Annotated in this window: 20 protein-coding genes; 11 read left to right on the top strand and 9 right to left on the bottom strand. The window is 55.4% G+C overall.

Going from position 1 to position 25,579, the window contains the following annotated elements:
• Window positions 1-170 precede the first annotated feature (170 nt).
• Window positions 171-1,364 (bottom strand): phosphoglycerate kinase, encoded by a 1,194-nt coding sequence (locus RB_RS21690; RefSeq protein ID WP_011122791.1) that lies wholly within the window; start codon window positions 1,362-1,364, stop codon window positions 171-173.
• 409 nt (window positions 1,365-1,773) lie between these two features.
• Here RB_RS21690 and RB_RS21685 point away from each other — a divergent pair, with 409 nt between their 5' ends.
• The gene (locus RB_RS21685) at window positions 1,774-2,787 is read left to right on the top strand and encodes a hypothetical protein (protein WP_164922338.1); all 1,014 of its coding nucleotides are present in this window, start codon (window positions 1,774-1,776) and stop codon (window positions 2,785-2,787) included.
• 36 nt (window positions 2,788-2,823) lie between these two features.
• Here the strand turns inward: RB_RS21685 and RB_RS21680 are convergent, their stop codons facing one another.
• Window positions 2,824-4,092 (bottom strand): lactate racemase domain-containing protein, encoded by a 1,269-nt coding sequence (locus tag RB_RS21680; RefSeq protein WP_007334376.1) that lies wholly within the window; start codon window positions 4,090-4,092, stop codon window positions 2,824-2,826.
• Window positions 4,093-4,221: 129 nt separating this feature from the next.
• Between RB_RS21680 and RB_RS21675 the strand changes: the two genes are divergently transcribed.
• On the top strand, window positions 4,222-5,151 hold the full coding sequence (locus tag RB_RS21675; protein WP_231845866.1) for an ATP-binding response regulator: 930 nt from the start codon (window positions 4,222-4,224) through the stop codon (window positions 5,149-5,151).
• A gap of 4 nt (window positions 5,152-5,155) precedes the next feature.
• Complete coding sequence (locus tag RB_RS21670; RefSeq protein ID WP_164922337.1) at window positions 5,156-7,687, top strand: PAS domain-containing hybrid sensor histidine kinase/response regulator; 2,532 nt, start codon at window positions 5,156-5,158, stop codon at window positions 7,685-7,687.
• Between the two features lie 111 nt (window positions 7,688-7,798).
• Here the strand turns inward: RB_RS21670 and RB_RS21665 are convergent, their stop codons facing one another.
• The 5 genes from RB_RS21665 to RB_RS21645 all read right to left on the bottom strand — a co-directional run bounded on the left by RB_RS21665 (window position 7,799) and on the right by RB_RS21645 (window position 16,969).
• A complete protein-coding gene (locus RB_RS21665) occupies window positions 7,799-10,807 on the bottom strand; it encodes a RecQ family ATP-dependent DNA helicase (protein ID WP_011122787.1) in 3,009 nt (1,002 codons plus the stop codon).
• Between the two features lie 140 nt (window positions 10,808-10,947).
• Entirely contained in the window at window positions 10,948-11,349 is a 402-nt protein-coding gene (locus RB_RS21660; RefSeq protein ID WP_007328015.1) for a DUF3467 domain-containing protein, read from the bottom strand.
• A 278-nt stretch (window positions 11,350-11,627) separates the two neighbouring features.
• The gene (locus RB_RS21655; RefSeq protein WP_011122785.1) at window positions 11,628-13,865 is read right to left on the bottom strand and encodes a hemolysin D; all 2,238 of its coding nucleotides are present in this window, start codon (window positions 13,863-13,865) and stop codon (window positions 11,628-11,630) included.
• A 77-nt stretch (window positions 13,866-13,942) separates the two neighbouring features.
• Window positions 13,943-14,854, bottom strand: a complete 912-nt coding sequence (locus RB_RS21650; RefSeq protein ID WP_231845864.1) for an efflux RND transporter periplasmic adaptor subunit — start codon at window positions 14,852-14,854, stop codon at window positions 13,943-13,945.
• Window positions 14,855-14,917: 63 nt separating this feature from the next.
• Window positions 14,918-16,969 carry an efflux RND transporter periplasmic adaptor subunit gene (locus tag RB_RS21645; protein ID WP_164922336.1) on the bottom strand — a complete coding sequence of 684 codons (2,052 nt, stop codon included), beginning with the start codon at window positions 16,967-16,969 and terminating at the stop codon, window positions 14,918-14,920.
• Window positions 16,970-17,332: 363 nt separating this feature from the next.
• Between RB_RS21645 and RB_RS21640 the strand changes: the two genes are divergently transcribed.
• From RB_RS21640 to RB_RS21620, 6 genes are all read left to right on the top strand, one after another.
• A complete protein-coding gene (locus RB_RS21640) occupies window positions 17,333-17,899 on the top strand; it encodes a hypothetical protein (RefSeq protein WP_011122782.1) in 567 nt (188 codons plus the stop codon).
• Between the two features lie 148 nt (window positions 17,900-18,047).
• Window positions 18,048-18,482 (top strand): 50S ribosomal protein L13, encoded by a 435-nt coding sequence (gene rplM, locus RB_RS21635; RefSeq protein ID WP_007328021.1) that lies wholly within the window; start codon window positions 18,048-18,050, stop codon window positions 18,480-18,482.
• A gap of 42 nt (window positions 18,483-18,524) precedes the next feature.
• Window positions 18,525-18,938 carry a 30S ribosomal protein S9 gene (rpsI, locus tag RB_RS21630; protein ID WP_011122781.1) on the top strand — a complete coding sequence of 138 codons (414 nt, stop codon included), beginning with the start codon at window positions 18,525-18,527 and terminating at the stop codon, window positions 18,936-18,938.
• A 12-nt stretch (window positions 18,939-18,950) separates the two neighbouring features.
• Window positions 18,951-19,172, top strand: a complete 222-nt coding sequence (gene infA / locus RB_RS21625; RefSeq protein WP_007328023.1) for a translation initiation factor IF-1 — start codon at window positions 18,951-18,953, stop codon at window positions 19,170-19,172.
• An 86-nt stretch (window positions 19,173-19,258) separates the two neighbouring features.
• Window positions 19,259-19,357: a 50S ribosomal protein bL37 gene (locus RB_RS28620; RefSeq protein ID WP_390173962.1), complete on the top strand. Its 99-nt coding sequence runs from the start codon at window positions 19,259-19,261 to the stop codon at window positions 19,355-19,357.
• Between the two features lie 2 nt (window positions 19,358-19,359).
• Window positions 19,360-19,896: a 3-hydroxyacyl-ACP dehydratase FabZ family protein gene (locus RB_RS21620; RefSeq protein WP_007328025.1), complete on the top strand. Its 537-nt coding sequence runs from the start codon at window positions 19,360-19,362 to the stop codon at window positions 19,894-19,896.
• Window positions 19,897-20,057: 161 nt separating this feature from the next.
• On the opposite strand, the gene RB_RS21615 is transcribed toward RB_RS21620, so the two are convergent.
• Both RB_RS21615 and RB_RS21610 read right to left on the bottom strand, forming a co-directional pair.
• Window positions 20,058-21,347: a glucose-1-phosphate adenylyltransferase gene (locus RB_RS21615; RefSeq protein ID WP_007337168.1), complete on the bottom strand. Its 1,290-nt coding sequence runs from the start codon at window positions 21,345-21,347 to the stop codon at window positions 20,058-20,060.
• Window positions 21,348-21,417: 70 nt separating this feature from the next.
• Entirely contained in the window at window positions 21,418-22,392 is a 975-nt protein-coding gene (locus tag RB_RS21610) for a ferredoxin--NADP reductase (RefSeq protein ID WP_011122780.1), read from the bottom strand.
• Window positions 22,393-22,666: 274 nt separating this feature from the next.
• On the opposite strand from RB_RS21610, the gene RB_RS21605 reads away from it, so the two are divergent.
• Window positions 22,667-24,088: a hypothetical protein gene (locus RB_RS21605; RefSeq protein ID WP_011122778.1), complete on the top strand. Its 1,422-nt coding sequence runs from the start codon at window positions 22,667-22,669 to the stop codon at window positions 24,086-24,088.
• A 13-nt stretch (window positions 24,089-24,101) separates the two neighbouring features.
• Entirely contained in the window at window positions 24,102-25,559 is a 1,458-nt protein-coding gene (hemG, locus tag RB_RS21600; protein WP_011122777.1) for a protoporphyrinogen oxidase, read from the top strand.
• Window positions 25,560-25,579: the final 20 nt, after the last annotated feature.

Below are 25,579 nucleotides of genomic sequence, written 5' to 3'. Positions count from 1 at the left end.
CGTTCGGATCTCGCACGGTTGCCGATTGATCCCAATCCGGCTGACGGCAACCGCACCAGCCCGACGCAGGCGAGGAGATCGTCGGAATCCGTGACCTACGTCGCGGGCCGATGAACCAACCGCCTGCTCGTCCCAACTCTCGAAACTCAGTCCCGAAAGCTTGTTTCTATTCAAGCTTCGTCGAGCAAATCGACGGCTGCGAAGGCTTGGCCTTCCAACATTGCCAAGCTGGCTCCGCCACCGGTGCTGACGTGGCTGACATCGTCGGCGAACCCGAGTTGATCAACAGCAGCAGCGCTGTCACCACCACCGATGATGCTGACGGCATCGCCATCGGCGATTGCTTGAGCGACGGCTTTGGTGCCTTCATCCATTGGTGGTTTTTCAAACACGCCCATCGGTCCGTTCCAGACGATGGTCTTGGCCGACTTGATGACCTCTGCGTACTTCTTCGCCGTTTCAGGACCGATGTCCAAACCTTCCATGTCGTCAGGAATTTCACCTGCAGCAACAACCTTTTTGTTGCAACCAGCGATGTTTCCGAAGTCGTCACCGCAGTGCGTGTCGACGGGAAGCTGTAGCTTGTCGCCACCCTTTGCCATCAACTCCTTTGCCAACTCGACCTTGTCTTTCTCGACCAATGACTTGCCGACTTTACCGCCACTGGCTAACGAAAACGTGTAAGCCATCGCACCACCGATCAAGACCGCATCACAGATGCCGAGCAAGTTGTTGATCACGTTGATCTTGTCGCTGACCTTGGCTCCACCCAGGATCGCAACGAAAGGTCGCTCGGGTTTGCTGATCGCATCGGTGAGGTACTGGATTTCTTTGGCGACCAAATGCCCAACCACGCGAGGCTTGCCAGCCATCGCTTCGGGGACGGCGACCATCGATGCGTCTTTGCGGTGACAGGTGCCGAATGCGTCGTTGCAGTAGGCGTCGGCCATCGCGGCCAACTTGCCAGCGAACTCTGAGTCGCCTTTCTTCTCGCCTGGATTGAAACGCAAGTTTTCCAGCACCAAAACTTCGCCAGCGGCCAACGAGCTTGCTTTGCTCGATGCGTCGTCTCCGACAGTGTCGGTCGCGAAGTGAACGGTGCTGCCGAGCAATTCACCCAAACGTTTCGCGGCCGGAGCCAAGGAATACTTCTCGTCGCCTTCACCACCAGTCGGTCGTCCCAGGTGGCTCATCAGGATCACTTTGCCACCGCGGTCGATGACGCTCTTGATGCTGGGCAACGCCATGCGAATACGGCGGTCATCGGTGATGGCGAGCGATTCGTCCAACGGCACGTTGAAGTCGACTCGCATGAGAACGGTTTTGTCTTGAACGTCGATTTGATCAATGGTTTTCTTGGCCATCTGCCGGGAAACTCCGAGGTTGTGTTGAGTGGGGTCGATTTCAGCACCAAGTATCGGGCAGCGACCCAATTTCGCGAAGGGGACCGGCCGAACCCCGCTTTTTTCGCGACTTGGTGCGGTCCCCCCGGCGGGAACGTCACTCCCAGGCGTCTTTTTCTCACGTCGCGCCACCGTCACAACCGAAACAAAGGGAGCGGTGACGATTCGCGTGCGGCTCGTCAACAGCACCGGTCCGCCGTGAGTTTTGGTGGAACTGACCACACGTCGACCGGGTCAATTTGGATGGTCATTCGCCATGAGTGATCTTTTTCGCGACGAAATATGCCTCGAGCCAAAAGCTCCGGGCCGTTTTCGATCGCAGCCGATACCAGCGGGGGTGGTGCGGGTGAGAGCTCGCGCCGGGATTGCAATGCGCCATGGCCAAACGGTCACATCATCGCGAGACACCCTGGTTCGAGACTTCGCGGTCGCCAATGCCGCCGATGGTTCTCTCGTCGGAGCCCGCGTGACAACCAATTCGTTCTCGAAAGACCGTGTCACCACGACGTTGCTGCCGCGCCGATCGGTGCGATTGCAATTTGTAAGTGCATTGATGCTTGTGATGGTGTGCAGCGTCGCATCGGCTCAATCGCCAACGGAATCGTCGACACGTCGATTTTCGTTGCTGCCCGGTTCCGGACCGCCTCGGGTGGGATCGATGGCACATCGAGAACAGATCCTCGCGGCGTTGCCGATGGATCGACTAACCGATGAAGCCAAACAACGCATTTTGGGCATCGCGGAAAAGCCGACACTGTTCCGCCGGCTTCCATCGCAGATCGTTCCTTGCGACCGAGACATGTTCCTGTTCCTGACTCGCAACCCCGACGTCTTGGTCGGGCTGTGGGATCTGATGGGGATCACCCAAGTTCAATCCACTCGGACGGGTCCCTACCAGCTCGACGCCAGCGATGGTGTCGGCACGCTGTGCCGAGTCGACCTCGTCTACGGCGATGCCAACAAACACATCTTTGTGGTGGATGGGTCTTACGACGGCAAAATGACGCCGACCGAAATCCGTGGCAAAGGTGTCTTTGTTCTGGAATCGACTTACACGGCAGGCGAGGACGGACGCACCCGAGTTTCAGGCACACTCGACTGCTTCGTGCAACTCGACAGTCTGGGCATTGACTTGATCGCTCGGACGATGAGCCCCATCATCGGACGTTCCGCGGACAGCAACTTCGAGCAGACGGCACAGTTCATCGCTCAGGTCAGTGAAGCGAGCGAGCGAAACCCGTCTGCGATGCTGGACATCGCGGCTCGTTTGCCACAGGTCAACCAAGCGACTCGGGACGAGTTTTCGAAAACGATTTTGGCCGTCGCGAGCCGTGGGCAACAAGTCGCCGCCCGCGCCCGCGCCCGCGAAAATTCGAATCAGTGATTCGAGCTAGAACGCTGATTCGCGACAAACACTGATTCAGTTCAGGGGTGCTTCCCACAATCCCAACGCGGGATTCTGTACGAAGTAAAACTCCGACCCGTCGACATCGGTGTGGAAGCCATCCTCGAGTGAATGAACGTCGTAACGTTTCATCAATGCATCCAAGTCACCCGGCGTGAATCCAACCGAAGCGATCTCTTCATCGGTTAGTTTCCCAGCTGCGTAAACGACCTCGAATCGGTTCTCCGGAGAACCATGGACCAGGTGAGCGGCCGCCGACGGATCGCCCGCCAGGTCTTCGTTTTCGGCGACCAATTGCATCACTTCGGCTTTGGTTCGATAGCCATACTTGCGAATCAATTGGTCGATGCGTGGATCTTCGCCGAACTCTTCCACGGCAGGACCAATGACGGTCAATCGACCGCCGGTCGCGATCGCTTTGCGGGTTCGGTAGATCGCTTTGTTGCCCAGCCACGTGCTTTTGAACTCATCAGGGTCCAGGTAAGCGACCACGTGCTGGGGAGCCTTTGGCAAGTGCGTGATGTTGACTTTGCGAGCCAGTTCAGCGGCGCGAAAGAACGTTTCGTGATCGTCGCCGATGAAAAGACCTCGCGTGTGCTTCGTTCCATCCTTCATCTGCTGAATCACGGTCAACGCGTAGAGCAAAGGCATGTTGTCGCAGAAGTGATCCGAGGCGTAATTCAGGATCTTTCTCAGCGGCGTGTCAGCGATACCAAGCGTGTCATCGATTCCAACCATCGCGCTGAGGTAGTGACTCTCGTTGATCCCTGACACGCCGCCGGTGCCGACGAACACATTTTTGTTGTAGTTCGCCATTCCGATCACTTCGTGGGGCACAACTTGGCCCAACGAGAAAATCAAATCGTGACCGCCATCTCGCAGCATCTTGTTGACCTGCGCGGGCCAACTTTTGGTGTAGATGCCACCGGTAACTTCGCTGACAAAGTCCGCCGGAACCTGCCCCAATTCCACCACGTCCTCTCGCCAACGGTGCGGACGGAACAAATCGTGTGGCACACCGGGGAACATGTGGTCCAGCTGGGCGGGCTTCATCGGCGTGTGAGTGCCAAGCGCCGGCATGATGTCCTTGACTCGATCGCCCAACAATTCGTGGCACAGCACCGTGAGTTCGCCTGCGCGGCTGAACAATCGCGTCGCGTCCGGAGGCAACAACAACACACGTTCGGGCCGTTTGATCGCGTCAAACGTCTGCTTCAGAGCGTCGCGCAGGTCGTCTGTCGTCAGCGATGTGGTTTCCGATCCAACAGAAAAATAAAGAGTCATTCGGCTCGCTCCAGCGACAATTTTGAAGGGTACTGCACACACTCTGCCCCATTAACCCTAAGATTAGGGGTGGTTCCTTCACCGGAACCAAGCCTGTCCTGCTTGCTCAACATGAAAGAGGTAGATGCGATGGCCAAGATCTTACTCGTCGAGGACAGTGCAACCCAGGCGGTAGAAATGACGATGCTGCTCCAGGCGGCAAACCACGAAGTCGTCCATGTCGCCAACGGACAGCTCGGTCTTTCGCACCTGAAAGAACAGGCTCCCGATCTCGTGATCACCGACTTGGAGATGCCCGAAATCAATGGACTTCAGTTGGTGGAGAGCATGCGAGCCAACTTCTCGCACATCCCCAGCATCTTGGTCACCAGCCACGGCAGCGAGGAACTCGCCGCCGAAGCCCTTCGTCGCGGTGCCGCGGGTTACGTGCCCAAAACCCGTATGTCGGATTTGCTTAACGACACCATTGTCGATGTGCTCGGCGTCATCCGCAGCGATGCCTCCTACGCGAAATTGATTTCGACGCTGAAGAAAAACGTCTTCGTTTTTGATTTGCCATCGGACCCCGAATTGATCTCGCCGTTGGTGGGATTGTTGATGCAGGTCAGTGCCGGGATGGAACTTTTGCCCAGCATTGAAATGGTGCGACTGGGTGTCGCCGTTGAGCATTCACTGACCAATGCGATGCTGCATGGCAACTTAGAAATTCCCCGGGACAAGCAACCGAGCCATGGACAACTCGCCCGCGAAGGCATGATCAACGACGCGATGAAGGAACGGTTGTCGCAAGAACCCTACAAAAGCCGAGTGACACATGTGGAAGCCACCGCTTCTGAACACGCCATTCGCATTGTCATCACCGATCAAGGCCCCGGCTTCGACACGTCCAATGTGCCACAAGCCGGTGAACTCGATGCAAGCTCACTCGCCGCCAGTGCCGACGGAGTCGGACAAGCGGACAAACAGGGATTGCTGCTGATTGCCAGCTTTGTTGATCAGATGTGGTTCAACGACGAGGGGAATCAGATCACGTTGGTCAAACGTTGCGGTGCCGAGTGAACCGATGAGTAGCGTCTCCGAGTTCCAAACATCCTCAACCTATCGCGCGCTCGCCAATGCGTTGCCGCTGAACCTGCTGATCAAGGCTGCGGATGGACGGCGTGTCTTCGCCAATGATTCGTACCTGAAATGGCGGGGCGTCACTTGGCAAGAACTCGCCGGCAAACACGACGAAGATCTGTTTCCGCCGGAGATCGCTCGAAAGTATCGCGAAGACGACCAGAAGGTCATGCAGACGGGCGAGTCGCTGCACAGCGTCGAGTCGGCAAAATTGGCGGACGACTCGATCGGATGGATCGAACGCGTCAAAACTGCAGTGCATGATCATCATGGCAACTTGCTCGGCGTGCAGGTCTTGTTTTGGGACGTGACCGCGAAAGTCGAAGAAGAAAAGGCGACGCAGTTCGAGCAATCGTTGCTGAAAACGCTCCTCGCCAACATTCCCGATTCGATCTACTTCAAAGACATCGACAGCCGTTTCATTCGTGTCAGTCACGCGATGGCGATGAAGTTTGGCCGGGCCAGTGTCGACGAAGTTCACGGCCGAACCGACGCGGACATTTTCACTCCCGAGCACGCCGAAGGTGCACGGCTGGACGAACTGCGTGTGATCGAAACGGGCGAGGCACTCGTTGACCGAGTCGAACGCGAAACGTGGCCGGATCGAGAAGACACGTGGTGCATGACGACCAAAATGCCGCTGCGGAATGACACCGGCGAAATCATCGGCACGTTTGGAATTTCCCGCGACATCACGGACCTCAAACGTTCCGAAGCTGCACTGCATGAAGCGGTCCGAATGGCCGACGCCGCGAACCGTTCCAAAAGCGAATTTCTGGCGAACATGAGCCACGAAATTCGCACGCCGATGAACGCTTTGATCGGAATGGCGGATCTACTGTCACAAACGAAGCTCGATCCGGACCAACAGGACTACGTTCAAATCATTCAAGAATCATCCAATGGTTTGCTTCGACTGATCAACGACATTCTTGATTTTTCCAAGATCGAGGCCCGACGCCTCGAACTGGAATCGGTACCGTTCTCGCTCGGCAAAACAATCGAATCGACTCTGCGATCGTTCTCTTTCAAAGCGTCCGAAAAAGGCTTGGAACTGCAACGCGACATCTCGCCGGAGTTGCCTGATCGATTGATTGGTGACCCGGGACGAGTCCGCCAAGTGCTGACCAATCTGATCGGCAACGCAATCAAATTCACCGACCACGGTGGCGTCCGCGTACGAGTCGAAGTGCTTCGCCGCGAAGAACGCGCCGATCGTGATCTCGCTGCGACACACAGTGGTCGCGAATCGCCTGAACGCGATGACATGGTCGAACTTCGACTGAGCGTTTGCGATTCGGGTATCGGGATTCCTCCCGCACAACAAGACGCAGTTCTCAATCCCTTCACTCAAGCGGATGCTTCGACAACGCGACGTTTTGGTGGCACCGGACTGGGCCTGAGCATCAGTCGTCAACTAGTGGAACTGATGGGCGGTGAACTGCATTTGCAAAGCGAAGTTGGCGTGGGCACTACATTTTCGTTTCAACTTAAAATGCCGGTTTGCCCGGCGTCGATGCCGAATGAAGTCGACGACGAAGAGGAAGACCTTGGTGGTCCCGCTCGCCAACGACTTGCGCCACTCCATGTGTTGGTCGCCGAAGACGGCGTGACCAACCAACACGTCATCGCCGGTTTGCTGCGTTCACTCGGCCACAAGTGTTCGATCGCAAGCGACGGCCGAGAAACGTTGACAAAGTGGCGATCCGAATCGTACGACGTTGTCTTGATGGACATGCATATGCCCGTGATGGATGGTCTGGAAGCGACCCGCGCCATCCGGCAAGAGGAATGGGGCACCGAGCGTCACACACCGATTGTTGCTCTAACCGCCGCGGCGATGAGCGAAGACGCTGCCGCTTGTCGCGAAGCCGGCATGGACAGTTACCTCACCAAACCAATCCACAGTCGTAAACTTCGTGACGCGTTAGCGCCCTACCAACGAGAGTTGCCTCCCGCCGACGACGGGTCACACGAGGAAACATTGGAGCAAGCTTTTTCGCCAGCCGCCCATCTGGCCACCGAGCAGGACTCGACCACGATCAACGCTGCTCACGCCGCGTTCCCGTCATTGGGTTCCACCTCCGATGCGATCTCGCTCTCACCAGAAAACATTGGTTGCCTGGATCTTGATTCGGCCCGCTCACGCATTCCAGGCGGAACGGCTGGCGTCCTGCGACTGGCATTTGTATTTCGAACCGAGTGCGCTCAGTTGGTGGATCAACTCAGCAATGAAATTCCCGCGGGCCTGAACGATGAAACACGTCGGAACGCACACACACTGAAAGGAGCCTGCGGATTGCTCGGCGCCAAACAACTTCAGGAAGCAGCCGAACGCATTGAGGAAGCCGGCCGAGAAAATCGCGTGCAAGATTCGCCTGAACTGCTCGCCGATTTGCAACACGAAGCCCAACGCGTCCTGCGAGCGATCGACGAACTGCTCAGCCAATCCGACAACGCTGATCAACCAAAGTAAGCCCTGATCGCACCCGACCATCAAAATCGATGACCTGCGATTCGTTCGGTCACCTCCACCTGCGCCAACCGTGATTCTCGTCGCACGTGCATGTATGACGAACCGAAACGACTACAAATTCCTCAATCGCTTTGCGTTGGCCGGCGTGTCGGCCCAAGCGGGATCGATCGTCTGTCCCGCCCGTGCCGCAGCGATCAAGTGATCGACCAACGCTTCCGTTGACTCACCGCGAATTTCGGAGATTTGCTGCAACGTGTAGCCGTCCCGGCATAATTTCCAGGTCCAGTACTCGTTTCGCCACGCGGATGGATCAACGACCTTTTCATCGGGGCGATCAGCAGCAGGGCTCGGTTGCGGATCGACAGCGGGTGACTCGGCAGGCTCGCTCGGTTCCACCGAATGGTTCGAAGGCGGCGTGGCTGATTTTGGTGGGCAGTCAATCTCGTGCTCTGCCAGTGTATTGGCGATCAACTCCAGTAGATCGCTGCCGTACGCCTCAATGAACTCACTGGAAATTCCTGACACCGCTTCCAATTGCGTCGCATTGGCAGGCTTGGATTCAATCACCCGTTTGATCGTTGACTCAGACAGAATCCGGTGCGGCGCGACATTTAACGCCGCCGATCGTTTGCGGCGAAAACGCTTGATCCGGTCCGAAAGATCTTGGTCGAGCAACTGCTCGGCATCGTCCGAGGTCAATGGCTCGGCCGCGACCACGCTTGCTTCGGTTTTAGAACTTTCCTGTTGTGGCGATGGTCGCTCAGGTTGCTTCGGCGGAACATCCATAACCGCCGAGACGGTTGGCTCGATGTCACCGGGCTCTTCCTCGGCGACATCGCCCGATTCGATCTTGCTGGCGACCTTGGCCAGCTTCTTCGCAAGTGGAAACTTCAATTGCAAAGATGGCGGCAACGGCACCTGTCCATTCATCACTTGGCGACCGAGGTCCGTCATGTGCACGGTTGGTCGCCGCTCGTTCAATTCTTTCTGGTCCAACAACCCGACGGTCAATAACGAATCCATTGCATCGGTCAGCTCGCCTTGCTTCAATCCCGTCAGCATTCCGTAGGTACTCAGTCGACTCAGCCGCAACTGCGTCACCTTTTTGTTCTTTGACCCGGCGAGCATTTGGGCGATCAGGTTCTTCCCCAAACGTCCGTGTGTTCGGGTGACTCCGCTGAGGATGACACGAATGGCGGTTGTCAGTGCGGTCATATCGATCCCGGCTTGCTCGCTCAACGCCCCTACCGAACCACTCTCTCCGAGCGTCTTCGCCGTCGTCAAATTCGAGCCGAGCTTCGACGGATCCACCTTTGGCATACAATCGCCGGCCGGATCGCAGTGGTCGCATCGACCACAATTTTCCGCATTCGGATCGCCAAAGTAAGTCAGGATGACATGCTGACGACACGAAGTTGAACGAGCGAACTGGATCACAGAATCCAATTTCTCGTACTCGGCTTGTTTTCGCCTGGCCAATTCTTCGAAGTCAATCTTCAACTGATTGAATGGAACATCCCGCCGCATGATATGAACGGCACGCCCTCGAAATGGCGGGATGTAATCGAACGACTTCAGCTTCGTCAGTTCCCGCAGCGTTCGCGTCAATTGAACCCGTTCCACGCCGGCCCGTGTTGCCAAGTAGCTCAATCGAACAAAGACGTCTTCTCCGCGGCGAGGTCCAACGATCTTCTCGATCGCCGTCATGACCTGACGCTTCAACTTGGCTTCACGCGGCAAGAAATCAAGCAGTGTTGGCACGTCGCTATCAATTCGCAGCACCGCTTGGTTGGCGCTCGCGTCCAAACGTCGAAGAGCACCTGCCTTGGATAGCAACGTTTCCGAAGTCCCGATCGCTTCGCTGCCGTCGCGAACACCGATCGCTTCCCGCACCTGATCCAATGTCAGCTCAATCGGGTCTTCCTCACGCGAGAGCAGGTACTCGTAAACCTTCTTCACCGTTTCCCGTGAGGGGTAACGGTTCTCGATGAAGAACTCTTGGATCTGACGATCGGAGTAAGCGAACAACAGAAGACATTGGCTCATCTCCCCGTCGCGTCCGGCTCGGCCTGCTTCCTGATAGTACGCCTCCAACGAACCTGGCATGTTGTAGTGCACCACAAACCGGATATCCGATTTGTCGATGCCCATCCCAAACGCGTTGGTCGCAACGATTGCGGACAAGTCTCCTTTCATGAACGCTTCTTGCACGCGGCGTCGCTCGTCCGGATGCATGCCAGCGTGGTACACGCCGACCTTGCGTCCGGTCTTTTCCGGCAACCATTCCGCGATTTCTTCGCAACGTTTGCGTGTCGCGCCATAGATGATGCCGGCACCGGGCTGCTTCGACAGATAATCACGCAGTGCGTTTTGCTTGGCGACATCGTTGTTGCATGGCGTGACTGTGAACCGCAAATTGGTTCTCGCAAACCCGGTCACGAACACGCGAGGTTGTTTCAGGTTCAACAACTCGCAAATGTCGTCGCGAACCGTCGGCGTTGCCGTCGCGGTCAATCCGATCGTTTGAACGCCGCCCAAATAGCGATCTCGGAATCGTCCGAGACGCGAATAATCGGGGCGAAAGTCGTGGCCCCATTCGCTCACGCAGTGTGCTTCATCGACTGCCAACAAACTCACGTTGGCTTTGGGAACCACATCCAAGAAGCGACCGTTCCTCAATCGCTCGGGAGCCACATAAATCAGATCCAACTTCCCCGCGGCCATTTCCTCCATGACGGATTCTTGTTGCCCCGGCGATTGCGTGCTGTTGAGCAATCGAGCTTGGATGCCTCGCCGCTGGAGCGTGTCGACCTGATCCTTCATCAACGCAATCAGAGGCGAAACGACAATGGTGGTTCCTTCGCGAGCCAGCGACGGCAGCTGATAACACAGACTTTTTCCGCCGCCGGTTGGCATCACGCAAAGACAATCCGTCCCCGCGGCCAAAGCATCGACGACATCGCGTTGGCCAGGCCGAAACTCTTTCAGACCAAAGCGTGGCAGCAGCGATTCAGGATCGATGGACGGATTGGAATTGGATGCGAGAGACGACATCCGATCTTTCGTTCGGTGGGTATTTGGCGGGCAAGAATGAATCGCGTCCCAGCGACGCAATGCCATCTTCCGCGATGCGGCCCGTTTTTGCCACCTCGACTCGACTCGATACGCTCAGAGCTCGCCTTCTGCGCTGGCGCACAAAAAAACCACCCCGCTGAAGAACAGGCGGGATGGCTTTTTGAATCTCAATTCTTGCGGGTCGATTACGACTTCGCAGGTGCTTGCTGTTGTTGCAGGCCTGGACGAACGCGTTTGTTGATGTCCGTTTCCAGAACACCGAAGACGGATTCGTGACGGGCAACCGACATTTGCAAAGCAGCGAGCAAACGTTTCGCGGTGAAGAAGTTCACGATGATACGTTGCTTGACTTGGATGGGGTCCTTTGGCACACCGATCGGCTGTGGGTTCAGACCGAAGTCGATGATCAACTCCTCGGGCGAACCAGTCACGCGGCAGAAGTTCGCGTAGGTTGCGACAGCGTTGTCGTCGTTAACCTGAACTTGAACTGGGGCCTGAGCTTGAGTTTGTGCTTTCTCAGCGGGAGCGGCCTTCTCTGCGGCGGGGGCTTCAGCCGTCTTGGTTTCGTCTGCCATCAAATTCTCCAAAAAATCAAAAGGGAAACAGGTAAGTTGAGATTCGCGTGTTTGGGGCCAATGTAGTGATCCCCCCCAACGTCGCAACGCGAAAGCGACTAGCGGGGATCAAGAATCCGTTTTTTTGGTTTGTCTTCAAAAACCAAACGTTAAACCACGTCAAATGGAAAGGATGGTGGAAGCCTAGCTCACTCAAGAGCGGTTGGCAGAAAAGTATCAGGACCTTTTGTACAAAGCGGTCGGTGGACTGTTCCGGCAATAACACCTGACTCTCTTTTCTCCTTGTTCACTCAGAAGTCAAAGTTAAAAGTTTTAATGATCACTCGCCATAAACGTGATCCAAGCGACATGGGGTCCACGTGAACCTTGGCCGCGCCACGGTATCCCGGTCGCAATGGCATTTCGATTCCATCGATCGGCACGCGAGCTTGATACGAAACACTACGAGGTTTGATTTGTCCGGTTTTGGGATCGATCTCGGTTTGCAAGCTGCCGCCGGTCTGGCTCGACATCGAAGCCGAGGCGGCTTCGAGTGGCTTCTTTGAGATCTCTTCGATTGAACCGTGGAACGTTTCCAATCGCCGCGAATCAAGCTTCAGATCCACCTCTTGCGATTCGCGAACCAGCTGCCGGTCACCTTGGTCGATGATCAACACAGCTTCGAATGCTTCGGGCGATCCAATCTCACAGATCAAATCATCCGCTGTCAGCAACGCGCCTCGGTTTCGTTCTTGAAGCGGTGTCCCACTCCAACTTGGTAGACGCCCATCACCAGGATCTTGTTCCTTCTTTTCTGGTGGAGGAAGTACAAAACCATCCCGTTTGGCTCGCACGGTCAAACGGTCCAGTTCCTCTTGAGTCTTGGCAAGCAACGCTTCGATCGAGTCGAGCATTTCTTCCTGAGTTTCGATCTGAATCTTTGCCGACGCATCGTCCAATCGACGCGACTTCAAGTTCGCTAGCTGCACCTGAGCGAGTTTGCGTTCACCGTGAAGGTCAGCCAAACGAATTTCGAGTTCTGGGTTCTTCAGCAATGCAATCGTGTCGCCGGTGCTGACAAGCGTCCCAACCGGCACGGTTTCCTCCACTCGTCCGACGACGCCGGCGTAAACCATCCCGGCGCGACTGGGACGAATTTCGAATGCCGCATCAATGTGGTGAGGCAATGGGATGTAGCACACCGCGGCGATGATCACGCCCAACACGGCGAGCGAAGTTAACAACGGCCCGCGTTTCACTTTTGACAATCTCCCAGGAGTGCGGATGAATTTCCACGTTTGAATGACGGGTTGAGCGACCAAACCCGAGAAGCCGATCACGGCCAAAATCCGTCCAAGTGCTTGCAAGCCGTAAGGCTCGAGAACCTGCATCACAAACCATACGATCGAAAAGACCACCACCCAGCGATAAATCACACTGGCGACGGTGAACATTCCAAACATGAATTGGTTGCGTGTGGGCAGGAATGGATCGTCCTGCAATTCCAAACCCAAGCAAGTGGTTTGGAACCAACGCTTGAGGACTTCCGTGCTCTTTTGACGGAGGTTAGGGATCTCCAAATAATCCATCATGATGTAGTAGCCGTCGAATCGGAGCAACGGATTCCCGTTGACCAAAATCGTGCTGACGACGTTCAAGAACATCATGTTCAAACACAAGTCATTGATCGTCGTCCCCGGCTCGCTGAAGAACCAAACGAACGCCGCAATCGACGCAAGGATCATCTCGACGTAGATCCCGCCGGCACCAATCCAAATGCGTTTCCACTTGTTGGGCAACATCCACGAGTCGGACACGTTGCAGTACAAGCACGGTGTGAACACCAACAGCATGAAGCCGATTTCGTGACACTCACCACCGAATTTTTTACAACTCAAACCGTGACCAAATTCGTGAATGACTTTCACGATCGCCATCGTCGCGGCCAAGATAATCCAACGATCCGCAGCAAAGAACTGATGGAACGTCGGTAGTTTCGCGTAAACCGTTTGGTACTGCGTCGCCAGCAGCAAAGACGCCGCCAACAGCAACCCAGCGAAGAAGATCAACGCCGGAACGGTGAAGATCCATCCAAAGATCGGTAACATCCGATTGAGAATCTTCTCGGGATCGATCCCGCGAAAACGGACGGCGAAGACGTTGGACATCTTCCCCATTAACTCTTTGTTCTTTTTCTTCCGCCCGCGTTCTCGCAGCGACTTTCCTTGACCAGGCGAATTGCTGATCACCAAACCGCTGCGGTGCAACATTCCGATGAACTGCTGCAAATCACCAAACGTGATCTTTTGCGGTGCGAACCGTTGCTCAAAACCGTCTTTGATTTGCTGCAAACTGACATGCCCATCCAGCATGTTCAGGATGAAATACTCTTCGTCGTGAAAACGAAAGTACTGCAATCCCACCGGCTCTTTGACCACCCAGTACCCTTGTCCTTGGTAGTGGTGGCGGCTGGCGGTCAAGTCAGGACGCCGGCGCACCGTCAGTGCACGTGACGAACTGCTTACCAGTGATTCAGCCAGAGTGGTCATGGGGCCAGGTGTCGAATGAGAAGGTAAGGAAGAGAAGAGCAGCGGGTGAAATCAGAAACGGATGAATGCGTCGGAATTCATTGGAAAATGATTTCTGCTTCCATCCCTGGCTTGATCATCCAATTGCCGTTGCTGTCCTTTTGATTGTCCACGTCGACCCAAATGCGATAGCGTTTTTGACCATCGACTTCACTGCTGACAAATCCCAGCGGAGCACGCACTTCAAAATTTTGATCGGGGTCTGCGGTATTGAAAACACGAACCAGAACCGGGGCACCGGCATGGACAGCGCCATTGGACGCCAATGCGTCGATGTCGCCACCAACTCGTACTCGGTCAAGCTGAACCAGCGTTGCGATTGGCGAACCAGGTTGCACCCATTCGCCGAGCTGTGCGATTCGCATTTCGATGTATCCATCAAACAACGCGGTGATGCGGCGACGGTCCAGTTCGAACTCGGCGATCTCTCGCTCACTACGCTTCGCGATGTACTGTGCCTCGGCAATCTTCTTCTGCATCTCAGCCAAGTCGATTCGAAGCAATGCACGAATGGCTTCGAGCACCTTCTTCTTCATCTCGTAATAAGGCGTAGCTCCCTTTTCGTAGAGCTCACGGAACGATTCCGCTTCGGCTCGAGCCAACTCTTCGTTGTTGCGAGCGTCCTTCAAGTTGACTTCGTTCGCCGCATTGAGCTGAGCTTCCTTCTCTTCGGCCTTTTTGAATTCGAGTGCCAATCGAGCGGAGGTGTCATCCACCAATGCAAGCAGATCATCTTTGGCGACGGTCATCCCCTCTTCGATGGGCAGCTCAACCAATTTGCCTTCCACCTCGGCGGGAATATCAACCTTGCGGATGTATCGAACTTGGCAATACTCCGCGACCAACGGGGACTCACCCCTCAGGCTAGTTTGTGCCGTGGCAGGCTCAGTGCTGATTGCGGCAACGCAAACGCCGGCCAATGCAGCAACGATCAATCGCCAGGATTTCATCAATGGGATCTCTTGGTGGAGGGACAAGGAGAAGAGGTTCGGAAGAGAAGACATGGAAGAGAATCAGAAAGCGAACTTGTAGGCCCACTCGAAGACCTCGTGCAGCAACACAAAGCCGCTAGCTCGTTTGCCACATTTGACGTCCGCAGTCAGCTTGGTGCCGGGACTCGGAGACAGCTTTTTCAGCGCCTCCAGATCAGGCAGAACTCGCATCTTGATGACCGAGCCATGCTCTTCGTTGGTTTCCGCTCGCAACGAGATGTTTTCGACCGGCAACTTGGCGGGCAACGGTTCGTCGGGGTTGGATGCCAAGATGTAGTCGACGTCCAATGTCTGAACTTTGTTGTCGTGGATGAACTCATCCAGATGACCTTCGCGTTTTTCGGGCATCTCAATTTCGAGATACATCGGCTTGGATAGATCAGCGATCTCCATCAACACTTGCCCGGTTTGGATCGGACGGTTGAGCAGCATCTTTTCGACTTCCCACGAAACAACAATGCCATCGATTGGCGAACGCACGACCAAGTCTTCAGCACGCTGTTCTTTCAATTTCAGCTTCGCACGTTGTGCTTCGAGCTTGGTTTGAACTTCAACTTCTTCCAATTCAATTGCACGCCGTTCGGTTGCTTTCAATTGCGACCGACTGCGGGACTGAGTTCGAATGCGTTGCAGTTCCGCCATCGTCGTTCGAATCTGGCCACGCAGATCTTCCAACTCGATACCGATGTCTGGGTTGATCATCTTCACCAACGGATCACCCGCTTGGACGATGGAGTTGTGATCGACCAGCACTTCACGGACTTCGCCATCGATCCCCGCGAAGACTTCCCGGCGAGCTTCGGCTTTGAGTGTTCCGTCGGCTTCCAGGTCAAACTCCATCGGGATGAAGATCAACCCACAAATCAAAGCGGCGATCGCACCGATCACTCCCAAAGTTTTTGGCAGTGTTCGAGCTCGCAAGACCCAAGTCGCTCGTCCAAGCGTTCGCCAAACGGGCATCAAGAACAGATTCGAGTGAGCCTGTGAGTTGGCAATTGCACGAGTGCCGTGCTCGTAAACCAAATCGCATCGTTGACGGAAGATTTCAGGCGGGAGATCCGTTTCGATTTGCTCGACGATCAACGCACCGATCACTTCGCCACGGTGGGCATCATCGCGATCGACTTCGCCGGCCGCACCCATCTCAGCTTCCTGGCCGAGTTTGCGTTGTGGCTCCCGTAGCGGAAGCACTGCAAGATTACGGCCATAGGAAAGGTCGACGTAATCTTCGAGAGCCTCTTCGATTTGCGGCGGCAAGTCTTCGGTGGATCCATCGTGCCACAGAGGTTCGCCAGCCGCGACAACTCGCGTGGCCAGCACATTCAGGGCTGCAACGATGTTCGAGCGGTTTTCGATTGTGTCCTGACCACTGATGGCCTCGACCTTGCACTTGCCACCTTTCTTGATCGCCACACTGACACGGTCGCACCCGATCAGACGCCTGCCTTCGTTGGCGACAATCGCGGCGGTCTCTTTCAAATCCAATGATTCGTGAGCGGCACGCGCGAACGAGTCGGCTTGTTGCCACAGCGTTTGACGATCGCCGAGTGTGCGAAGTTTTTGGCTGCGAAGCCATTCCGCAGCCAACTCGCACATCTGCTGCAAGAACCGCAGGTAGCCACGCTGTGTATCGGGAGCGGTATCGGGACGCTGGAAGATCTCGATCAAACCGTCTTTTTGACCGTCGTGTTGAAGGGCCCCCAAAACCAACAGGTAACGGGTTGGGTTGCCTTCTGCGTCTCCATCGGTCGTTCCGCTATACGGAGGAACGAGCAACGATTGGCCCGAGGCGGCAGCGCGACGGATCAAACGGTTGTGGCGATCGGCATCCTCGGTGCCTTCGGTCAAAATCGACGGCTCAGCGTTGATTTGATACTGCAACCGAAGTTGTTGATCCTCGTCCAGCATCCACACCGCACCTCCGGCCGCAGCCAGGGCAGTGATGATTTTGCTCAGCAACTCCGGATAAAACTCCGAAGCGGTGGCACCGCTCTTCGTGAGAGCTGCAATTTCGTTAACCAAACCGCGGATCTGCGCTTTGGTTTCTTCGACCGTTTGTTGATTGACCGACATGGGCCTGTCTGACTGCTCGGGCGAGAAGGGGGCGGAAATGTCCAGTGGGCCGACACTACTTAAAAATCCGCTCAGATCGCCACTGGAAGTCGCTTCAAAAGCGGAGTTTGCATTCTTCGCTGGCGAACTGTGACGCTGGCATGGGAAACGCCGGTTGCCCCGGTCTTTCCCCCCAACGCGACTACTCCGACAACGCTGAAAACACAGAGAAAATCGATTACAACGATTCCCGCTGGACAACTTATACATTTTGTATAACCTCTTGTCCAGACTCATGTCGGAAAGTTCACGGAACTCGTTTTCGCGTTCACCGACCAATCCTCTCGAGCTTCTCAGACACGCACCTCCGCCTGGACGCCCGCTTTGGCTGCACCCGACGATCAACCCGACACATCCAATGGCGGATCCGCTGGCGGTGGTTCTTCAGAATGCGACTTGGCTCATGAAAAGCCCACGATGCACGTGGGGAAAAGCGAGCAACCATCCGGCAGCCAACCTTCTGCACCCGAGAATTCCGAAACGGGGCAGATGTTGAAATCGCTGCAATGGGAACTCAACCGAATCCAGCGAACCGTTCGATTGACGCTACAATCAAAACTTCAGGGCTTGGTTGGCAAATCGCTCTCGTCACTCAACGAAAACCGAGAACTTGCCAATTCCATCCAAAAGATGTTGGACACACATAGCCTTCGGATTCGATGCCCTCAGTGCGGACATGCGTCAATCTTGCGTGTCTCGCCGCGAAAGGGGATGCCAGGCGGAGCTTTTGTGCTCGATCACACCATTGAAGGCAAGCGTACGTTTCATGGTGGATCGTCTTCCGTCCCGCCGATTCAACTGACGGCAAAGCCGGAGCGAAAAGCAACGGCGACCGCCAAGACTCGGCCCCAACCCGCCGACGCGGGGGAGCTTCAGTTCAAGGTTGGCTAGCTCGGCTATCCCATTTCGCCCAAAAAGCCTACAAACGTTTCCCAAATAGCCCTTGCCGAATTTGGGTTCAGTCGATTAGGTTCTGCGATTCAAATTTTCGGTGCCCTTTTGTCAGAAGTTGTGAGCAGTGGCTGTTCAACGAACCTACATGGCCAAACCCGGCCAAATCGAAAAGCAATGGCATGTTGTGGATGCCAGCGACGAAGTCCTCGGTCGACTCGCCAGCGATATCGCTGTCGTGCTGATGGGAAAACATCGTCCTGAGTACACACCTCACGTTGATTGCGGTGATTTCGTGATCGTCACCAACGCCGACAAGATCGGCATGACGGGCAACAAGATGCGTGATCGCCACTACACTTGGTACACCGGCTACCCAGGCTTGCGTCTGGAAAGCTACCAAGATCGCCATGATCGCAAACCGGAATACTTGCTGTATCACGCCGTTCGCCGGATGCTGCCAAAGAACAAACTTGCTCGCCAAATGCTGAGCAAGCTGAAAATCTACGCTGGCCCTGAGCACCCACACACCGCTCAGCAACCCGTTGAATTGGTTCGCACCAGCAAAAAAGCTAGCGCTTAGTTCCCACACGCCCTCACCGACCGCATCACGCGGGTCTGATCCATGATTGCAGTTAAAAAAGACAAGATCAACGGCGACGCACTGGGAACAGGACGTCGTAAAAGCAGCGTTGCCCGAGTACGCGTTCGTCCAGGCAGCGGAAAAATCACTATCAATGGTAAGTCGATCGAAGAGTACTTCGTCAACGACCAACATCGCTACGCGATCACTGAAACCCTCGAAGCCGCTGGCTTGACCGAATCGGTCGACTTGCTGATTCGTGTTTCGGGCGGCGGAATGACCGGCCAAGCCGGAGCCGTTCGCATGGGCCTCGCTCGTGCTCTGTGCAGCCACGATGAGGCTCTGCACGACCCGATGCGTGAAGGCAGCTTCCTGACGCGTGATTCACGCATGAAGGAACGTAAGAAACCAGGCCTTCGTGGTGCTCGCCGTGGCGTTCAGTTTAGCAAACGCTAAGAAGGTTCAATTTTGGGTAAGAAAGAAGAAGCTTTTGAAGTCGAGGGCACCGTTACACAAGCCCTCGCCAACACTCGCTTTCGTGTGCAATTGGAAACCGGCAACGAGGTCATGGCCCATGTTGCTGGTCGAATGCGAAAGCACTTCATCCGGATCGTTCCAGGCGACAAAGTTCGCGTGGAGCTTTCGCCATACGATTTGACCAAAGGTCGTATCGTTTACCGCGAACGCTAATATCCGATTGCGTTGGCTGACGGTTTCAATCGCCGATTTGCTTGCCATTTCCAGACGTCTTTCCTCCAGAAACAGCGACCGATACAGTGGCCAAGCCCCACCGGAAAACGAAGAAAGCCAATCACGGCAAACGCCCCGCAAATGCGAAGGCACGCAAAGCTAAGCGGAAAAAAATCAAGACCTGATCGTGGCACGCAGCGAATTCATCCTTGATCCGGCTCTGCTGGACGTTGACAAGCCAATCGCCGATATCGAAGCGATTCGCGAGTACAACCCGCAGCGGCACGAAATGGAACAACTGACCGCGATTCTCCATGAGGATCTCGATCAGCACGCGTGCGCAGCTTACAAAGCGATCACCGAAAACGAATTCTGGGTTCGCGGTCACATGCCCGGCATGCCGCTCATGCCAGGCGTCGTTATGCTGGAAGCGGTTGCTCAGCTATCCAGCTATTACACCCAAAAGCACGATTTGCTGGGTGCAGCCATGGTCGGCTTTGGCGGAGTGGACGAAGTTCGCTTCCGCGGAGTCGTTACCCCCGGCGACAATCTCATCGTCCTGGTCAAGCTCGAAAAAGCTCGCCGTGGACGCATGATCGTTGCCCGATTCCAAGGTGTCGTGGGTACCGAACTGGTTCTCGAAGGTTGCCTGCGTGGGATTCCAATCCCAATCGAAGCGGTCACCCGACAACTTGGCGCTTCTAAAGAATCCGCCGATTCCTGAGCCCTCACTGCGATAGTGAGGCACGGAACCCGAGAAGTTCGAGCGAGCCAGCACTCCACGAAACTCGCATTCTGAACTCGGCCGCGTGGTTTCTTGCAAAGGAATCTCGCAGCTTGAAAGCTCGGCGGAGAACCGCCGAGCCTTCTCTTAGTCAAAGCTGACTAGCAGCTGAAACCGTCAGGGATCTGACCGTCTTTGATCACGATGCTGATACCATCGCGAATTTGCAGGTCATCGTCTTCACCTTGATGATCAACCTTGGCTTCGTTCAAGATCCGAACGTTTTCGCCAACGCGGCAATTCTTGTCCAGAATTGCACCCTGGATCACGCTTCCCGCACCGACGCCAACCGGCAATTTGCCGTCGCGTTCAGCGCCGCGCATCTCGATAAAGTCAGCTCCCATCACAACGCTGTCCTTGATCGTTACGTTGTCGCCGATCACGGTTCTCAGACCAATGACGCTGTTTTCGATCGTGACATTGTCGCCAATTCGGCAGCCATCCGCGATCAAACTGCCCGTGATCTTGGCATCGCCCATGATCGTCGGCGGCAAAAAGCGTGGCCGACTGTAGATTGGCGAATGGCGGTTGCGAATATCAAACGGTGGGTTCTTGCTAGCGAGCGATAGGTTCGCTTCGTAGAACGATCGGATGGTTCCGATGTCTTCCCAGTACCCATCAAACAGGTGCAACTGAACCTTGTGAGTGTTGATAGCTTCGGGGAAAACCTCTTTCCCGAAGTCGCTGTGCAGGCTGTTCTCGAGCATGTCGACCATCAGGTCTTTGTCGAAAATATACAGCCCCATGCTGGCTAACAAATCACGTCCTTGGCTTTCGATGCCGCGAGCGTCGATCCAGCTGGGTTCCATGCGAACCTTCGCGATCTCTTCTTCCGTTTGCGGCTTTTCGACGAAGCCGGTCACGCGTCCGGTATCGTCGACTTGCATGATCCCCAACGCCGAAGCGTCTTTTCGAGTCACAGGGATGCCGGCGATGGTCGCTGCGGCTCCGGACTCAATGTGAGTCTTCATCATGTCGCGAAAATCCATTCGGTACAGCTGATCGCCCGAAAGGATCAACACGTGCTTGATCCAGCTCTCACGCAAATGGACCAAGTTTTTGCGGACCGCGTCGGCGGTGCCTTGGTACCAATCGGTGCCGGAATTGACCGTTTGCTGAGCGGCCAACAGTTCAACGAAGCCACCGCTGAAGTGGTCAAACGTGTACGTCTGCCGAAGGTGACGGTGAAGACTCTCTGACAAAAATTGCGTCAATACATAAGCGCGATTCAGGCCGCTATTGATGCAGTTGCTGATCGGAATGTCGATCAACCGATACTTCGCAGCCAAGGGCACAGCGGGTTTGGCGCGGATCTTTGTGAGCGGGAACAATCGAGTTCCGCGGCCACCGCCAAGAATCAACGCGATTGTATTGTTCAAGTCCATGATCACTCTCGTGGGATGACGTGCTAGTTAGTGTGAAGGATGGTGAATGTGAACGCTTGTTTCGGATCTGACTAGCTTACCAATACTTCTCAAAGCGAATGGTGCCAGGTCCGGGTGTTTCTGTGGCATCGTGGAAACCGGCAGCGCGAAGCAGAGGCAGCATGCCAGGTCGGTCGGGAACGTCTCCGCCAGGCGGCACGTAACCAATCATGTCCGGATTTCCACACAAAAAGACGTGCGTGTTGCCGGGCGCGAGTGGATCACCAACCAACTCCGCCAGCTTGCCGGTGGTGAACATGGTTTGCAGATACTGCTTGCCGACATAGTCGGGCCGGTTCGGTTCCAGATTCTTGGGCTCACGAGTCGTCAACGGCAAGTAGCAATAGTTCGGAAAACGTCGCATCAGTTCATCGTGCTCGCTCTGGTAAGCGATGTCCGACTGATAACGGACGCTGGTTGCGATGACGACTTTTCCACGGTGCCCGCCAGACAACAATGTGGTCGCCATGGCGTTGTGCGGAGCTTCGCCGGTGCCGGTCCCGAGCATCAAGACGTTTTCGTCCGCCGGAATATCACCCAGCAAATACCGACCCGTGATTTTGCGCTCGACGCAAATTCGATCTCCCTCACCTTTGCCAAACAGACGAGGTGTCAGGGCGGGAGGCTTGCTCGCGGCAGTTGCGCCCTGACGCACCAACGTGATGTAAAACTCCAGGTAGTCGATTTGATCGACGGGCGCCAACTCACCCGCTTTGGGCGATTCGGCATCGTGAAGCATCGGACATGAAATGGAATACGCCCGTCGCACCAATTTTCGCGACTTTTTGATTGGAACGTCCTCCGGCTGGGTGCCACGCAATCGCGGTTCCCAGTTCCCAAGCCCGATGGCGACATACTGTCCGGGCTCAAACGGCATCACGGGTTCATCGCATTGGATGCGGAACCGGGCCAGGTCTTCCGTCAGATCCATCCGTTTGATGATGGTCGCGTTGTAGTGCCGCTCGCGAAGCAGTCGCTTCTCTTCATCGTCCGGGTAGCCCAATTCATCCATCGCGTTTTCAACTCCCAGATGCCTTTTTCACGTCGGCGACCTCGTCCGCCTGAGTTACTATAGTGGATGAGGTCGAGCGGCGTGGTTGTATCCACCTCGCTTTGTCAGCCCGGCATTTTTTGACAAATGGCTTGACTGCAAGGCGATGTGAATCGGCCGAGATGGAAAGCCCTCCGCCTAGTGAATCAGCGACCGCTATCACAGTGGTCACTGTCGCTTCGCTTGTCTCGACTTCGCGATCTCACCGCCTCACCTTTCATTCGGACCTTCGATCATGCTTGATCGCCAAGTCTTCTTTCGGCAACTTCCGCATCGTCTCTCGATCCTATCAGGCACAATCGCTCTTTCGTTCGTGTTGGGCACATCGTCGAACTTGTCCGCAGAGAACTGGACCAGCTTGGTTGGCAACCGAACGATCCAAGCCCAGATGGTTGGACTGTGGGACGACAACGTCATCCTGCTGATGTCCAACGGAAAACGTGTCAGCGTCCCAATGAAATCGCTGATCGCAGAAAGCCGGATTCAAGCCGAAGAGATTGCGACTCGCTTGAAAGAACAGCGCGAAATGTTGAGCGAGGAACTTCGACAAGTCGCGGACGCAGAAGCTGCTGCTGCTCCAGACCCATTGCCGACTCCTCCTGCACCTGCCGCGTACCAACCGTTGGCACCGAATCTTTCCATTGACGAAGCGATCCAACAAATTCACACGCAACTTCGCGAAGGACATTTGGCCATTGCCATCGACGCGTTGCCACCTTCTTATCGAAGCGACATCGATGAACTGACTGACTTGGCTTTGCAAAAGGCTGACGCGAATAGTTTGAATGAAGGCGTCCGAGAGCTTCACCGATGGGCGGATTTGATTGTCACGCGTCAGAACTGGATCAAGTCACATCCGCGAGTGGCCGCCGGTTCACCTGACAGTGACAGCCCTTATGTGGAAGTCATCGACGAAATGATTTTGCCAATCGCGAACATGATTCGTGCTGGCTTTGCCGATGGTGCTGGCGACGCAGAAACCATTCGTCAAAAGGGCGTCACGAACTGGATTCGCGAACGTAGCGAAGCGATGGCACCCTACTTCCGACAACTCACTCAGTCATTCACATCGTCTGATCCAAGATGGGAAGTCGCCCGTTTTGACGAAAAGACCGCAACAATCAAGCGTGCTGGATCGGGCACCCAACAACCGGGACAACGGCGTCCGAGCCGCGGCGAAACGATTGACTTCGTACAAGTCGAAGGCTACTGGATTCCGAAGTCCGTCGCGGATCAATTCCCGAAGTGGGTTGAAGAACAACGGAAGCAAATCAGCGAAATGAATGCTGATGAAGTCTCCGGTTTGACACTCCCTCAGGCGGGCCCCGCCGCTGCGATGGTGTCGGGCATGGCTGCCCAAATGAGCCAAAATTTGGCGACATTGGAAGCTGCTGCCGATGCCACGGCTTTCCATGAGGCATCCGAACAAATGCTCGCACCACTTCAACCAATGCTGAGCTTGGCGGGAGCAGCGTTGAAGATGGGCGGTGGTCGAAATGCGAATGGGATGTCAGGCTACGGTGACTCCGGTTACGGCATGGGCGATCCTGGATACGAAGACATGGGCATGGACCCTCTCTATGACGAAACCATGATGGAAGATGGCAGCATGGACCAAAGTGGTTCGAACTATGGCATGGAACCGATGAATCAATGAGCACAATGAATCGATGAACATTGCGATCATTGGTGGTGGACTGTCAGGATTGTCCACTTCCGTTCACATACGCTTGTTGGCCCAAAAGCAAAACAAGCCTCTTCCGAACATCACTCTTTTCGAAGCTTCCGATCGACTCGGAGGCGTGATTCACACTGAAACGCTGACGGACGATCACGGCCGCACTTTTGTGATCGATCACGGGGCCGATATGTTTGCCACCGCCCCATCGGCAGCAATCGATTTGTGTGAGCAACTTGGTGTCGCGGATCAATTGCTGCGTCCCAGTCCGCTCGGCCGCGGCGCGATGATCGCACGAGGCAACCGTCTGATTCCAATCCCGGAAGGATTCGTACTGATGCGTCCGACCAAACTTGGGTCGATGCTGACGACGCCTCTGCTGAGCCTCACGGCCAAACTTCGTTTGCTGCAAGAGCGTTTCATTGCACGAAGGGTGGAAAGCGTGACCGATGAGAGCGTGGGATCGTTCGTCCGCCGGCGACTTGGCGAAGAGTGCCTGGACAACATCGTCGCTCCCTTGGTCGCTGGCATTTACACCGCGGATGTCGATCGCCTCAGCATGGCGGCAACGATGAAACCGATTTGGGACATGGAGACCAGCGACGGTTCACTTGCGAAAGCGACGTTGCGACGCATTCGGACAGGCGAAGACTCCACCGAGCAAGCCAGCAGTGGAGCTCGCTATGAGAAGTTCCGCGCGTTTCCCAATGGCATGAAGCAGTGGATCGACACGCTTGCAGACTTCACAGGCCGGGAAAACATTCGGCTCAACACCGCTGTGCAGTCGATTGTCCCACTTCCCGACAATCGCTATCAACTGAACGTCAAATCTGACATCGACGGTCAATCAACTCAAGAGTTTGATCAGGTCGTTGTTTCAACGCCCGCGCACGTCGCGGCAACACTTCTGCAACCACTCAGCGAAGAAGCCGCGTCCACGCTTCGCTCCATACCATTCGCGTCCACCGCAATTGTTGTGATGGCAGTCCGACGCGAGTGCATCTCGCGGTTGCCGACGACGTTTGGGTTTGTTGTGCCACCAAAAGAAAACCGCCGCGTATTGGCAGGCAGTTTCGCGAGTACAAAATTTCCCCAGCGGGCGCCCGATGACTATGTCATTGTCAGGGCATTTGTGGGCGGCGTGATGCAACCTGAGATCTTAGATAGCAGCGATAATGAGATCATCGACATTGTTCGTGCCGAACTGGGTGAGCTGATCGGGCTGGACCAAACTCAATCGCTCCAAGACATCACCGCGATGGTGAAAGTCGTGCGATGGAACGACGCGATGCCTCAATACGAAGTTGGCCATTTGGACAAAGTCCAACGGATCCGCACCGCTCTTGCATCACTCGAAGGACTGCACCTGAACACAAACGCACTGGGTGGCGTCGGGATCGCTCCAGTGATCGCAGCTTCAAAACGGACCGCGGAACGCATCTTGAAGTGACACCAAGACTTCCGCTCGGA

It is taken from the genome of Rhodopirellula baltica SH 1 (assembly GCF_000196115.1).
GTDB lineage: Bacteria > Planctomycetota > Planctomycetia > Pirellulales > Pirellulaceae > Rhodopirellula > Rhodopirellula baltica.
The sequence above is the reverse complement of the archived record's forward strand: the minus strand, read 5'-3'. Positions and strand labels throughout refer to the sequence as shown.